We start from the raw sequence: 14,375 nt of genomic DNA on the forward strand, positions 1-14,375 counted from the left end.
GTAGACATGGGCACATGGTCCGACTATTGGGTCGATCCGGGGCCCGGTCGGCCTCTCGTCCCAGCGGTCTGCGCACACGCGGTGCGTCCGACCGCTTCCTTGGAGTGCCCGAGCCGGGGGTCCCGAGCGACGAGCCCGCTCAGGGGCGGCGCGACGGGTGGTTCGCCGCGCTGCGGGCGGCGGTGGGCGGCCGCAGTGTCGCCGGGCAGGTGTTCCTGCTGCAGGTGGTGATCGTGCTCCTGCTGGTCGTCGCCGCGGTGGTGGCTCTGGTGCTGCAGGTGCGGTACGACACCACGCAGGAGGCCCGCAACCGCTCGGTGGCCGTCGCCGAGTCGTTCGCCAACGCGCCCGGCACCCGGGAGGCGCTGAACAGCCCGGATCCGTCGGCCGTGCTGCAGCCCCGGGCCGAGGCGGCGCGCAAGGCGACGGACGTGGACTTCATCGTCGTCATGAACACCGACGGCATCCGCTACACCCACCCCAAGCCGGACCGGATCGGCAAGCAGTTCGTCGGGAACATCGCACCCGCGCAGGCCGGGCGGGTCGTGACCGAGGAGATCACCGGCACCATCGGACCGCTCGTGCAGGCCGTGGTGCCCATCAAGGCACCCGACGGGCAGGTCGTCGGGCTGGTCTCGGCCGGGGTCACGAAGGCGACCGTGGGCGGTACCGCGGACCGGCAGCTGCCGCTGGTGCTGACCGCGGCGGCGGTGGCGCTCGCCCTGTCGACAGCGGGCACGGCGCTGGTCAGCAGGCGCCTGCTGCGGCAGACACACGGTCTCGGACCGCACGAGATGACGCGGATGTACGAGCACCACGACGCCGTCCTGCACGCCGTGCGGGAGGGCGTGATCATCGTCGGCACCGAGGGCCGGCTGCTGCTCGCCAACGACGAGGCGCACCGCCTGCTCGACCTGCCCGCCGACGCCGAGGGGCACCGGGTGCTCCACCTCGGCCTCGCCCCCGACACCGCCGAACTGCTGGACTCCGGCCGGATGGCCACGGACGAGGTGCACCTGGTCAAGGACCGGCTGCTGGCGGTCAACCAACGCCCCACCACGCTCCGGGGCCGCCCGTCCGGCAGCGTCGCCACCCTGCGCGACTCGACCGAGCTGCGCGCCCTGTCCGGCCGCGCCGAGGAGGCCCGCGAGCGCCTGAACATGCTGTACGACGCCGGTGTGGGCATCGGCACCAGTCTGGACGTCACCCGCACCGCCGAGGAACTGGCGGAGCTGGCGGTGCCCCGCTTCGCGGACTTCGCCACCGTCGACCTGTACGAGGCCGTGCTGGGCGGCGGGCAGCCGGAGGCGGCGACGCGGCTGCGCCGCACGGCGTGCAGCGGCATACGCAAGGACGCGCCGCTGTACCCGGTGGGTGAGCAGCTGAGGTTCGTCGACTCCTCGCCGCAGGCCCGCGCACTGAAGGACGGACAGGCCGTCATCGAGCCACGGCTGGAGGAGGCGCCGGGCTGGCGGGCCCAGGACCTGGAGCGCTCGGCGCAGGTCGTGGAGTTCGGTATCCACTCCCTGATCGCGGTGCCGCTGCGGGCGGGGTCCCTGGTGCTGGGCGTGGTCAGCTTCTGGCGGTCGCAGAAGGCCGAGCCGTTCGATGCCGACGAGGTGGCGCTGGCCGAGGAGCTGGTCGCCCGGGCCGCGGTGTCGATCGACAACGCCCGCCGGTACACGCGAGAGCACAGCATGGCGGTGACGCTGCAGCGCAGTCTGCTGCCGCGCCGGCTGCCCGAGCAGAACGCCCTGGACATCGCCTACCGGTATCTGCCGGCGCAGGCCGGGGTGGGCGGCGACTGGTTCGACGTGCTGCCGCTGTCCGGCGCCCGGGTCGCGCTCGTGGTGGGGGACGTCGTCGGACACGGGCTGCACGCGGCGGCGACGATGGGCCGGCTGCGTACGGCCGTGCACAACTTCTCCGCCCTGGACCTGCCGCCCGACGAACTGCTCGCGCTCCTCGACGAGCTGGTCGCCCGCATCGACCAGGACGAGGCCCAGGAGGGCGACAGCGCACCGGTGACCGGCGCGACCTGTCTGTACGCGGTCTACGACCCGGTGACCCAGCGGTGCACGATGGCCCGCGCCGGCCATCCGCCGCCTGCCCTGATCCAGCCGGACGGCACCGTCGGCTTCCCCGACGTGCCCGCCGGTCCGCCGCTGGGCCTGGGCGGGCTGCCGTTCGAGACGGCCGAGCTGGAGCTGGCGCAGGACAGCCGGCTCGTGCTCTACACGGACGGTCTGGTGGAGGACCGTGAACGGGACATCGACGAGGGCCTCGAACTGCTGCGGGACGCTCTGTCCCAGGCCGGCCCGTCGCCGGAGGAGACCTGCCAGGCCGTACTGGAGGCCCGGCGGCCGGCCCGGGCCGGCGCCGACATCGCGCTGATCGTGGCGGGCACCCGGGCGCTCGGGGCCGACCTGGTCGCCGAGTGGGAGGTGCCGTCCGACCCGGCGGCCGTGGGTCAGGTGCGCTCGGCCGTGACGGGGACGCTCCAGGCGTGGGGCCTGGAGGAGCTGTCGTTCGCCACGGAGCTGATCCTGAGCGAGCTGGTCACCAACGCGATCCGGTACGGCGGTGAGCCGATCCGCGTGCGGATGCTGCACGACCGCAGCCTGATCTGCGAGGTCTTCGACAGCAGCAGCACCTCGCCGCATCTGCGCTACGCGACCATGACGGACGAGGGCGGGCGCGGCCTGTTCCTCGTCGCGCAGCTGGCTGACCGCTGGGGCACGCGGTACCTGCCCGCGGGCAAGGTGATCTGGGCGGAGCAGCCGCTGCCGTAGCGGCGGCTGTTTGTACATAGGTACGAACCTTCGACGCGACCGGTGCCTGGCATGCTCCGCCTCTGATAGGAAACCTTCCTATCAGTGTCTCCCAACAGCCAACCCCCCACCCCCCACCTCCACTTGGAGCCGCCGTGAAGCACCCAGCCCGCACGTCGCGCCGAAGTCTGCTCGCCCTGATCGGCGCGTCGCTGGCGTCAGTCCCGCTGCTCAACTCCCCGGGCGGCCGCGGCCGCGGTGGGACTCGACGACCCGGCGAAGAAGGAGATCGCCATGAAGCTGGTGTCGAGCGCGGAGAACTCCTCGCTCGACTGGAAGGCGCAGTACAAGTACATCGAGGACATCGGCGACGGCCGCGGCTACACCGCCGGGATCATCGGCTTCTGCTCCGGCACGGGCGACATGCTCGACCTCGTCGAGCTCTACACCGACCGCCGCCCCGGCAACGTCCTCGCCCCGTACCTGCCGGCACTGCGACGGGTTGACGGCACCGACTCCCACGACGGACTCGACCCGGACTTCCCGCGCGACTGGGCCCGGGCCGCGCAGGACCAGGAGTTCCGGCGGGCGCAGGACGACGAGCGCGACCGTGTGTACTTCGGTCCGGCCGTGCGACAGGGCAAGACGGACGGGCTGCGTGCGCTCGGGCAGTTCGCGTACTACGACGCCATCGTGATGCACGGCGACGGCACCGACCCGACCAGTTTCCGCAACATCCGGCGGCGCGCGCTGAACCAGGCCCGGCCGCCCGCGCAGGGCGGTGACGAGGTCACTTATCTGCACGCCTTCCTGGACGCGCGGGTGTGGGCCATGAAGCAGGAGGAGGCACACAGCGACACCAGCCGGGTCGACACGGCCCAGCGGGTCTTCCTGCGCGCGGGCAACCTCGACCTGAACCCGCCACTCGACTGGAAGGTGTACGGGGACAGCTACCACATCGGCTGACCGTCCCCGGGGTGCCGTACCGCCCTCGTGCGGTACGGCACTCCCGCGTCGTCCGCACGCTTCGCAGCCCATAGAATTGATTTATGAGCTCATAGGCCGGACCCGCGTACCGACTTAGGCTTGCCTTAGTTTAGGCTTCCCGACGAGATCGCTTGTCACCGCTCGAAGGGACCCTGATCATGCCCCGCCCCCTGCGGGTAGCCATCGTCGGAGCCGGCCCCGCCGGGATCTACGCCGCCGACGCCCTGCTCAAGTCCGACGTGGCCGCCGAACCCGGCGTGTCCATCGACCTCTTCGAGCGCATGCCGGCGCCATTCGGACTGATCCGGTACGGCGTCGCCCCCGACCACCCCCGCATCAAGGGCATCATCACGGCCCTCCACCAGGTCCTCGACAAGCCCCAGATCCGCCTCTTCGGCAACGTCGACTACCCGACCGACATCAGCCTGGACGACCTGCGCGCGTTCTACGACGCCGTGATCTTCTCGACGGGTGCGACGGCCGACCGGGCGCTGCCGATACCGGGTGTCGACCTCGACGGGTCGTACGGCGCCGCGGACTTCGTCTCCTGGTACGACGGCCACCCGGACGTTCCGCGCACCTGGCCGCTCGAGGCCGAGAAGGTCGCCGTCCTCGGTGTCGGCAACGTCGCCCTCGACGTGGCCCGCATCCTGGCGAAGACGGCGGAGGAACTGCTCCCGACGGAGATCCCGCCGAACGTCCACGAGGGCCTCAAGGCCAACAAGGCCCTGGAAGTGCACGTGTTCGGCCGCCGTGGCCCGGCGCAGGCGAAGTTCAGCCCCATGGAGCTGCGCGAGCTGGACCACTCCCCCAACATCGAGGTCATCGTCGACCCCGAGGACATCGACTACGACGAGGGCTCGATCGAGACCCGGCGCGGCAACAAGCAGGCCGACATGGTCGCCAAGACCCTGGAGAACTGGGCGATACGCGACGTCGGCAACCGGCCGCACAAGCTGTTCCTGCACTTCTTCGAGTCGCCCACCGAGATCCTCGGCGAGGACGGCAAGGTCGTCGGCCTGCGCACCGAGCGCACCGCCCTCGACGGCACCGGCAACGTCAAGGGCACCGGCGAGTTCAAGGACTGGGACGTCACCGCGATCTACCGTGCGGTCGGCTACCTCTCCGACAAACTCCCCAAGCTGCCCTGGGACATCGACTCGGGCACCGTCCCGGACGAGGGCGGCCGGGTCATCCAGGAGTCCGGCGAGCACCTGCAGTCGACGTACGTCACCGGCTGGATCCGGCGCGGCCCGGTGGGCCTGATCGGCCACACCAAGGGCGACGCCAACGAGACGGTGTCCAACCTGCTGGACGACTTCGCCCACGACCGTCTGCAGACGCCGGGTTCGCCCGAGCCGGAGGCGGTGGAGGCCTTCCTCGCCGAGCGCGAGATCCGCTTCACCACCTGGGACGGCTGGTACAAGCTCGACGCCGCCGAGAAGGCGCTGGGCGAACCCCAGGGCCGTGCGCGCGTGAAGCTCGTCGAGCGCGAGGACATGCTCCGGGAGAGCGGCGCGTAAGACACCGAAGCCGACGCTGAAGCCGTGAGGGCCGGGGGTTGCAACCCCCGGCCCTCACGGCCTTTGTCAGCGCGCTCCGGGTGATCAGTACCTGTTAGCGTCCCCCGGTGTTCTCACTCCTGGAGCCCCCTTTCTTCGCCCGGCTGCGCGATGCGCGGCGGGTGCTCGTCGCCGGTGCGGGCGGCGGTTTCGACGTGTACGCCGGACTGCCCCTGGCCCTCGCGCTCCGCGCGGCCGGCAAGGAAGTCCATCTGGCCAACCTGTCCTTCTCGGACCTGTTCGGACTCGCACTCGACGCGTGGGTGGACCACGACGTCGCGGCGATACGCCCGGACACCCCGGTGCGTGGCGACTACTCGTGCTGGTGGACGGCGGGACCGACATCCTGATGCGCGGCGACGAGCACGGGCTGGGCACGCCGGAGGAGGACATGGCCAGCCTGGCCGCAGTGTCCGGACTGGACGAGGTTCCGGTGCGGCTCGTGGCCTGCCTCGGGTTCGGCGTGGACTCCTATCACGGGGTCAACCACTCCCTCGTGCTGGAGAACCTCGCCGCGCTGGACCGCGAGGGCGGCTACCTCGGGACCTTCTCGCTGCCGCGGCACAGCCACGAGGGGCGGTTGTACCTCGACGCGGTGGAGCATGCCCAGCGGGCCACGCCGGACCACCCGAGCATCGTCCAGGGCTCCGTCGCGGCGGCCGTACGCGGTGACTTCGGCGACGTCCGGTTCACCGAGCGCACCAGGAACAGCGAACTGTTCATCAATCCGCTCATGGCCCAGTACTTCTGCGTCGACGCACCCGCCCTGGCCGGCCGCAACCTGTATCTCGACCGCATCGAGAACACCGCGCTCATGCGCCAGATCAGCTCGGTCATCGCGGAGTTCCGCGACGAGCTCACCCAGCAGCGGCCACCGCGCGCCTACCCCCACTGACGCGCCCGCGTCTCAGATTTCGGTGAAGCCTCCCCACCACGTGCGTACGTTGCATACACTCCTGATCTTCACGCAAGCTCCACACAGGGGGATGTTTCTCCATGAGCATACGCATCATCGCCACAACCGCCGTCGCCGCCGGCACGCTCGCCGCGCTCTCCGCCGTGCCGGCCCACGCCACCGAGTACTCGTCCGCGCTGAAGATCCGCGGCATCCAGTACGACGCACCCGGCAGCGACTCGAACAACTGCCGGACCGGCAACACCGACGAGGAGTACCTGACGATCAGGAACTACTCGTCCGGTACCACGGTCAACCTCAAGGGCTACGTCGTGAAGGACAAGGCCAACAACCGGTTCGCCTTTACCGCCAACCACTACCTCCAGCCCGGCGACTACGTGAAGCTCCGGGGCGGCAACGGCAACGACTCCGACGCGAAGAACGTCGTCTACCGCGACAACTGCAACTTCATGTGGAACAACGACAAGGACTCGATCTACCTGTACAAGCCCTCGGGCGCCGGGGCCGACTCGCACTCCTACACCAAGAGCGGGAACGACCGGGACGGCAACGGCTACATCACGTACCACAACTGATCGGACACCGGGCCTTGTCCCGGCCTCGGCGGCCTCGCGGCCCGGCCTGTCTCCAGATAGCCCAGACACCGACCCCACCCACCGGCACGCCGACGCGCCACGGCCCCCGCCCGTGAAGCTGCGGGCGGGGGCCGAACACTCACGCTTCCTGCTGCTCGGTCTCTGGCGGTTGCAAGGTGCCAAGCTCGGCCGTCCACTCCGTCCCGCCGCCAACCGGGCTCAGGTACGCCATCGCCACGCTGAGCAGCTTTCCCTCATCCGACCGCAGCAACGTCCCAAGGTCGCGGATCACCCCGTTTCGGGCCTGCGCCGGATCAAACACTGTGTCGCCGATCTTGTGGGCCTGTTCGGTCATGTCCGTGCCCCTGCCATCTCGCGCGACCCCTCGTCCATGGCGTGCAGTCCGTTCAACACTCGCTCCAGGAGCGAGACCTCCACCGGTTTGGCCCGTGGCGGCTTGCGCCGCAGCGTCGCGCCGCGCTCACGCGCACCCGCAACCGTCCCGCTCACCCTTGGCTCCGGAAGGGGCCGCCTCGACCGGGTCCCGGCCTTCCCGCCTCCCACGACCAGCATCAGGGAGGCCACGAACAGAACCCCAGACGTGATGAGCCAGAATGCGGTACCGCGTCTGCGCGGTCCCCGGTGCTTGTTTCGCCGGTCCAACGTCGTCGCCATTCCAACCCCTTCGCGCCTGGCTTCCGGCTGACAACCACCATCCTCCACCTAGATACGTATCTGTCAACCAGTGCCGTATCAGCGCCCGGCCCCCACGCACGTCCTGGGATACGGTGAAGGCGACACGACATAGCCGCCCCGCACCCCCTGGAGACGCGACACGATGGCCCTGTACGAGAACGAGGCGGCCGAACTCCTGCGGCGCATCGAGAACGGGGACTTTGCGGGACGTAAGACGCTTCCGCAGATCAGGGACCTAGCGAAGGCGCGTGCCGTCTCCACGTCCACGATCCGCACCGCTATCGCCCTGCTCGAACAGCACGGCTATGTGCGCCGCGTGCGCGGCCAGGGCACGATCATCCTGCCACCGCCCCCGGCACGTCGCACGATCACCCTGCCGGGCGACCTGCCGCACGAATGGACGGCAGACGCCACGCGCTCGACGCAACCGGCCCCGGCTTCCGTCGCAAGCATCCTCGCTACCGCGCCGGGCGCCTCGATCCGGTGCCATCAGCGCGTCACCGTGCCACCAGGGGAACCGCCCCTCGTCATCGCGGACACCTGGCTCTCGGCGACTGCCGACGAGGACGCATTGGATGACGCGATTCCCACCCGCCAGACGGTCACCGCTCGCGCTGCGACCCGAGATCACGCCCGGCTGCTTGAGATCACCCCCGGCCTCCCCGTCATGGAGATCACCGAAGTCCGCGAATCGCCGGACACCGGTCGGCCGCTAACGGTCACGGTCTGCGTGCTTCCGGCCAACCGCGTGCAAATCTCGGTCGACTCCGAGCGCGGTGGCTGCGGAACGTAGCCAGTCGGACACCCCCCGCGTATTCTCGCCTCAGCGCGCGGACCGCATCGCCTGCGGCACCGGTCGTGGGTTCGCCGCGCGCTCGACTCATCGACAGGGGGAAATCCGCAATGGGCCTCCAGGACCATCCCGGCGGCTGGTCAGTCGTCGCCGCGCGCCAGGTGACCTATGACGTCCTGCTCCGATCCAACGTCCTCGACGTTGACGACCCGTCCGCGCTGCTCGATGGCAGCGACCCACCGGCGCGGCGGCTCGTCGTGGTCGATCACCGCTTCTGGGATCGCTACCGGCCGCAGGTCGAAACGTGGCTCGATCGGCTCGCCGGTCAGCAACGCGTCATCACATTGCCCGCCCACGAGAGCGCAAAGACCCGTGACGCAGTACACGCGGTGGTCCGCGCCGCGATCGACTTCGGCATGGTCCGCCGTGACGAGTTACTGGGCATCGGCGGCGGGATCGTGCTCGACATCGTCGGCGTCGCCGCCTCGGAGCTGTTCAAGGGCATCCAGTACACAGCCTTGCCGACAACCCTCGTCGGCCTCATCGACGCCGGACTCGGCGGCAAGCGCGCTGTCAACCACGAGGGGCGTAAGAACCTCGTAGGCCATTACCACCCCGCGCGCCGCGTCATCCTCGACCCGACGTTCCTGCGCACACTCGACGCCCGACACATCAGTGCCGGTCTGGCCGAGATCAAGAAGGCCGCCGAGATGGTTGACCCGCGCTTGCTCGACCTGCTTGACGAACACGGCGCTGATCTCCTCACATCCAAGTTCGCGCATCCCGTCGCCGACGAAGTCATCCGCCGTGCCGCTGGGGGCATCCTCGAACACCTCGCTGACGACCTCTTCGAGTGTCAACTCAGGCGCTGGCCTGACTACGGCCATACGGTCTCACCAACCCTGGAGATGGACACGAACGGGGCGGTGGTTCACGGCGAGGCGGTCAACGTCTGCGCCCTGCTGAGCACCACGCTTGCGGCGGGTCGGGGCCTGGTCGATGACGCCTACACCGCGCGCATGGTGCGCATGAGTCAGAGCCTCGGCCTGCCCACCTATCACGACCGCCTGAGCGACCGCGATTTCCTCCAGCGCGCAATCCAGGGGGCGACCCGCACCCGCAACGGAAACCAACACTGGCCGGTGCCCACCGCCCCCGGCTTCACGTTCATCGAAGACGCAACCCTCGATGAGGTCGCAGAAGCGGCCCGCGCGCTACGGGACCTGACAGGAGCCGACAGATGACCTTTCGTGATCCGCTCGCGATCCAACGCGCCAGCCTGCGCGACGAGATCCGCCTACTCGGCCGGACGGCCCCCGGCTCCTGGGTCTACGAGCGCGACGGCATCCGCGCGGCGGTCGTCCCGGCCGCGCCCAACCAGCCGATCGCCAACATGGTCAGCTACGAATCGACGTCCGGTCTCGTGTCCGGCCTAGGGGACCTCGCCGACGCGTTCCACGGCGCGGGGGTGCGGTGCTGGACGGCATGGGTGCCTGAGCACGACGGCGCGGCCCGCGACGCGTTGCGCGCGGAGGGCTACGAGCGCACGGCGCGGTTGCCCGCGATCGTGATGGACCTCGCCAAGTTCGCGCCCCCGGACCTCTCCGGGTTGCGCTATGACGTCGGCTCGGACATCGCGCGACTTGGCCGCATCAACGAGCAAGCGCACGACTCCGGTCACGACCTCGCGGCGGCGCTGAGCACGCCACCGGACGGCGTGAACGTGCACGTCCTTCACGCCTACCTCGACGGAGAACCCGTGGCGGCGGTGGCGACGCTGGACCATCCGGGGCCGGACGGCCTCGACTGCGGGTTGTACTTCGGGGCAACCCTGCCACACGTTCGCAAGCAGGGCCTTGGCACGCGGATACTCGCGGCGGCGATGGTCGAAGCGCGCGAGCGCGGGTGCGTCACGGCGTCCGGTCAAGCATCCGAGATGGGCGCTCCGGTCTGGCTCAAGATGGGATTTCAGACGGTGTTCATGTTCGAGACCTACGAGCGCACAGGGGGCCGCGATGTCGGCTGAGACCTCACACGAAGCGCTCGCACGCGCCGCGCTTGTCGTGCCGGGCGGCGTCAGCTCCGGTCGGCGGCGGACCTCGCCCCCGCTCGTGACCGAGTCGGCATCCGGCGCATATCTCCTAGAGGTCGGGGGGGGTCGGCTCACCGACTACTACGGCGGCGCGGGGGCGGCGATCCTCGGTCACGGCGATGAGTACGTGACAGAGCGCGTCGCGTCCGCCACGCGGCGCGGGCTCCATGCAGGCGTCGGGGTCTCGCTCCTGGAGATCGAACTTGCGGAGCGCCTGACCGCAGCGATCCCGTGCGCCGATCAGGTGCTGTTCTGCAACAGCGGAAGCGAAGCCACCGCGTACGCGCTGCGTCTCGCTCGCGCTGCGACCGGCCGCCCGCTCGTCGTGCGCATGGACGGCAGCTATCACGGCTGGCACGACGCGGTCATTCCGGCCGCGCCGGGCGTCCTCGCAGAGACCGGCGCTGCAACGCTCGTGGCGACGTACAACGACCTTGACGGGCTCGCCACCCTGTTCGCGGAGTATCCCGACCAGATCGCCGGAATCATCGTTGAGCCGATCGTGCACAACTGCGGCCCGACCGTGATGCCCGACGACGGGTTCCTGTCCGGGCTGCGGGCGCTCTGCGACAGACACGGCACGCTGCTCATCTTCGATGAGGTCGTGACCGGCATCCGTCACCACCTCGGCGGCGTCGGAGCGATTCAGGACGTGCGCCCGGACCTCGCGACGTTCGGCAAGTCGCTTGGCAACGGCTACCCGATCGGCGTGCTTGCCGGGCCTCGGCCGCTGATGGAGCGCTTCAACACCGCCGACGGCGGGACGGTCGTCTTCGCGGGGACCTTCAACGGAAACCGTGCGTCGGTCGCGGCAGCGCTGGCGGTGCTCGATCGCCTCGACGACGGCACGGCCCATGCCGCCCTGTTCTCCCTCGGACAGACGATGCGCAAGGGCCTTCAGGAGATCGCCGACGCGGCCGGGGTGCAAGCGGTCGCCACCGGCTACGGCAGCGTGTTCACGCTGTGGTTCGGCCCGGCACCGCGCGACCACGACGACGTGCGGCGCGGAGATCGCGCGCTGTTCACGCGTTACCGCCAAGCGCTGCGGCAGCGCGGGCACTTCGAGAAGGCCGACGTGGACGGCGGCCGATCGGTGATCAGCACCAGCCACACGGAGCAAGACATCGCCGCGACGCTCGAAGCGGCGGGGCCTGCCCTGCGTGCGGCGCTTGCCGGACGAGAAGAGGACCAGTGAGTACGACCATTTCCATCGCGCAACTCGGCGCGGGATACATCGGCAAAGTGCACTCACTTGCGTATCGGGCGCTGCTGTCCTCTGCACGGCCCCTGGATGCACACGTCGAACTTCGGACGCTTGTTGACGACGACGCCGCCGTAGCGGCCGACGTCGCCACCCGCTACGGATGGACCCAAACGGCGACGGACTGGGCCGACGCTGCGAACGATCCAGCCGTGAGCCTCTTCGACAACGCTGGACCGAACTTCATCCACGAAGACCCGTGCATCGTCGCCGCGAAAAACGGGAAACACGTGCTTTGCGAAAAGCCGCTCGCAATGAGTTCCGACGCCGCACATCGAATGTGGCGTGCGGTCTCCGACGCGGGTGTGTTGCACCAGTGCGCGTTCATCTACCGCGCTATTCCAGCGATCGCACTAGCGCGGCAACTGATCGAAGCCGGCGAGATTGGCGAGGTCCGGCATTTCCGCGCCAACTACCTCCTTTCCTCGCCGGGCACTTCGGATTTCCCGATGTCCTGGCGATTCGACAGCGCATCGAGCGGAACCGGAGCGCTAGGAGATCTCGGCTCGCACCACGTTGATCTCGCGCGCTTTCTCGTAGGCGAGCCAACCGAGGTGACGGCGCTAACCGAGATCTTCGTTCCAGAACGCTCAGATCAACGCGTTACCACCGATGACGCGTTCGCCGCTCTCGCGCGCTTCTCCAGCGGGGCAACCGCAAGTTTCGAAGGCTCCCGTGTCGCGGGAAGCCAAGGGCTTGCTAGCCGCGTGGAGGTGGACGGGTCGCGCGGCTCCCTTGCCTTCGACCTCCAGCGTGTGAACGAACTCGCGGTGTCCGAACGCGGGCGCTCGGGCTTTCGCACGGTGAACCTCACGCAAATCCCGCATCCCTACAGCGACTTCTGGTTTCCCGAATCGGTGCAGGCTCAGCCGCCGATCGGTTGGGCGGAATGCTTCGCGCACCAAGCGCATTGGATGCTCTCCGCGATCTCCCAGGGCTGTGCGCTGCCCACGCAAGCGGCGACGTTCGCTGACGGATATCGGGTCGCTGAAGTCATCGACACGATGGCGCGGGCCGCCTCCGAGAAACGCTGGCTCCCGGTCCAGTATCGCGACCTGTCCGGCGGTGCCTGATGGACCGCGTCCGTAGCTCTTCGCCCGTTCCTCAGCGCCTGCGGCTCGATGGGCGGCGCGCGCTCGTGACCGGCGCAGGCCAGGGGATCGGCCGGGCCTTGGCTCATGCACTCGCTGACGCTGGCGCCCGCGTCGCCGTCCTTGACCTAGTAGAGGAACGTGCCGATTCCGTTGTGGCCGAACTGAAGGACAAAGGAACCGATGCGCTCGCCCTCGCGGCGGACATCGCCGCCGACGATGCCGCAACGCGCTATGTCGCGGCCGTCATGGACGCCTGGGGAGGTCTCGACATCGCCGTAAACAATGCCGGGATCAACCGCGCCGCACCCGCCGAGACGATGTCCGCGAGGGATTGGGACGACGTATTCGCCGTGAACCTGCGCGGCGTCTTTCTCGGCTGCCAGGCCGAAGCGCGCGTGATGCTGCCACGCGAATCCGGAAGGATCGTGAATATCGCGTCGGCCGCCTCGCTCGTCGTTCCGCACCCGCAAAAACAGGTCGCGTACAACGTCGCAAAGGCAGGCGTCGTACATCTCACTCGTACGCTCGCGGCGGAGTGGGCGGATCGCGGAATACGGGTCAACTGCATTTCACCCGGCACCGTTCGTACGCCGCTCATTACGAATGACGATTCGCTCGCGCCGCTCGTGAACCAGTGGATCGGGCAAATCCCGGTCGGCCGACTCGGAGAGGTGACCGACCTACAAGCGGCCGTCGTCTACCTCGCGAGTGACGCGTGCGACTACCTCACGGGCCACAATCTCGTGATCGACGGGGGCGCCACCCTGTGGTAGCCGATCGTGGCGCGGTGCTCGTCACCGGTGGAGCGGGCGGTATCGGGCGGGCGCTCCTCGACACACTGACGGCTCGCGGATGGAGCGTGCTTGCGACGGGTCGCACGCCCCGGCCTGACTTCATGCACGCGAGCGGCCGGGTCCGCTACGTCACCGCCGACGTGACGAGCGCCGACGAAATCGGCGCGGCTGTTCAGGCGTCATGTGAACTCGGTCCGCTCGTTGGGTGCGTCGCCAACGCGGGCATCCTCGCCGAGGACTTCTCCAGCGTCCTCGATGCCTCACCGGCCGCGTGGAGCCGCACGCTTGAGGTCAACGTGCTCGGCGTGCTCACCACGTTTCAGGCCGTGTCGCGCGTGCTTGCGCGTCAGGGGGGCGGGCGGATGATCGCGACAGCATCCGTCGCCGGGCTCCGGGCTGAACCCAACGTCCCGGCGTACTGCGCGAGCAAAGCGGCGGTGATCGCGCTCGTCCGCTCGTTGGCTCTGGAACTCGGTCCCGCGCACATCACTGTCAATGCCGTGGCTCCCGGTCCCGTCGCGACCCATGCACAATCGCGCGTGACCGACAGCCGCGCGGCGGTCTCGGCGGTCGAGACCCCTGCACAACGCTTTGACCGTCACCGCACCGAGGGCCGACCTATCCCGCGCGTGGCCACGCCGACAGATGTAGCCGAGGCTTTCGCGTGGCTGCTGTCCGACGCTGCCGCGTACGTCACCGGCCACGTGCTCACGGTCGACGGCGGCGGCGTGTTGGCGTGAGCTGCTCCGTCTAGTCTGTGCGGCGCTGGTGGATCGCGCTCTGCGCGGGCCGCCAGCGCCGCACGAGGGGCACAAGGCCGACGCGGGCCGGGGC

At 69.3% G+C, this 14,375-nt stretch carries 11 protein-coding genes and 2 pseudogenes; 12 read left to right on the forward strand and 1 reads right to left on the reverse strand.

What is annotated here, in order from left to right; all coding sequences use genetic code 11:
• Positions 1-14: 14 nt before the first annotated feature.
• The 5 genes and pseudogenes from OHO27_RS02690 to OHO27_RS02710 all read left to right on the forward strand — a co-directional run bounded on the left by OHO27_RS02690 (position 15) and on the right by OHO27_RS02710 (position 6,811).
• Positions 15-2,792, forward strand: a complete 2,778-nt coding sequence (locus OHO27_RS02690) for a SpoIIE family protein phosphatase (protein ID WP_328419883.1) — start codon at positions 15-17, stop codon at positions 2,790-2,792.
• A 134-nt stretch (positions 2,793-2,926) separates the two neighbouring features.
• Positions 2,927-3,737, forward strand: a pseudogene (locus OHO27_RS02695) (chitosanase).
• A 179-nt stretch (positions 3,738-3,916) separates the two neighbouring features.
• Positions 3,917-5,281: an FAD-dependent oxidoreductase gene (locus OHO27_RS02700; RefSeq protein ID WP_328419885.1), complete on the forward strand. Its 1,365-nt coding sequence runs from the start codon at positions 3,917-3,919 to the stop codon at positions 5,279-5,281.
• A gap of 107 nt (positions 5,282-5,388) precedes the next feature.
• Positions 5,389-6,215 (forward strand): annotated as a pseudogene (locus tag OHO27_RS02705) (DUF1152 domain-containing protein).
• Between the two features lie 101 nt (positions 6,216-6,316).
• Positions 6,317-6,811 (forward strand): lamin tail domain-containing protein, encoded by a 495-nt coding sequence (locus OHO27_RS02710; protein WP_328419887.1) that lies wholly within the window; start codon positions 6,317-6,319, stop codon positions 6,809-6,811.
• 139 nt (positions 6,812-6,950) lie between these two features.
• On the opposite strand, the gene OHO27_RS02715 is transcribed toward OHO27_RS02710, so the two are convergent.
• A complete protein-coding gene (locus OHO27_RS02715; RefSeq protein ID WP_328419889.1) occupies positions 6,951-7,166 on the reverse strand; it encodes a hypothetical protein in 216 nt (71 codons plus the stop codon).
• A 483-nt stretch (positions 7,167-7,649) separates the two neighbouring features.
• On the opposite strand from OHO27_RS02715, the gene OHO27_RS02720 reads away from it, so the two are divergent.
• The 7 genes from OHO27_RS02720 to OHO27_RS02750 all read left to right on the forward strand — a co-directional run bounded on the left by OHO27_RS02720 (position 7,650) and on the right by OHO27_RS02750 (position 14,281).
• Positions 7,650-8,300 (forward strand): GntR family transcriptional regulator, encoded by a 651-nt coding sequence (locus tag OHO27_RS02720; RefSeq protein WP_328419891.1) that lies wholly within the window; start codon positions 7,650-7,652, stop codon positions 8,298-8,300.
• Between the two features lie 110 nt (positions 8,301-8,410).
• Positions 8,411-9,544 carry a 3-dehydroquinate synthase family protein gene (locus OHO27_RS02725; protein WP_328419893.1) on the forward strand — a complete coding sequence of 378 codons (1,134 nt, stop codon included), beginning with the start codon at positions 8,411-8,413 and terminating at the stop codon, positions 9,542-9,544.
• Complete coding sequence (locus tag OHO27_RS02730; RefSeq protein ID WP_328419895.1) at positions 9,541-10,326, forward strand: GNAT family N-acetyltransferase; 786 nt, start codon at positions 9,541-9,543, stop codon at positions 10,324-10,326. Before OHO27_RS02725 ends, OHO27_RS02730 begins: the two co-directional genes overlap by 4 nt.
• Positions 10,316-11,587, forward strand: coding sequence for an aspartate aminotransferase family protein (locus tag OHO27_RS02735; protein WP_328419897.1), 1,272 nt, complete (start codon positions 10,316-10,318; stop codon positions 11,585-11,587). The genes OHO27_RS02730 and OHO27_RS02735 overlap by 11 nt, the downstream gene beginning before the upstream one ends.
• A complete protein-coding gene (locus tag OHO27_RS02740; RefSeq protein WP_328419899.1) occupies positions 11,584-12,726 on the forward strand; it encodes a Gfo/Idh/MocA family protein in 1,143 nt (380 codons plus the stop codon). The genes OHO27_RS02735 and OHO27_RS02740 overlap by 4 nt, the downstream gene beginning before the upstream one ends.
• On the forward strand, positions 12,726-13,520 hold the full coding sequence (locus OHO27_RS02745) for an SDR family NAD(P)-dependent oxidoreductase (protein ID WP_328419901.1): 795 nt from the start codon (positions 12,726-12,728) through the stop codon (positions 13,518-13,520). Before OHO27_RS02740 ends, OHO27_RS02745 begins: the two co-directional genes overlap by 1 nt.
• 14 nt (positions 13,521-13,534) lie before the next feature.
• Complete coding sequence (locus OHO27_RS02750) at positions 13,535-14,281, forward strand: SDR family NAD(P)-dependent oxidoreductase (protein WP_328419903.1); 747 nt, start codon at positions 13,535-13,537, stop codon at positions 14,279-14,281.
• Positions 14,282-14,375: the final 94 nt, after the last annotated feature.

The sequence above is a fragment of the Streptomyces sp. NBC_00443 genome, from assembly GCF_036014175.1.
In the GTDB taxonomy this organism is placed as follows: domain Bacteria; phylum Actinomycetota; class Actinomycetes; order Streptomycetales; family Streptomycetaceae; genus Streptomyces.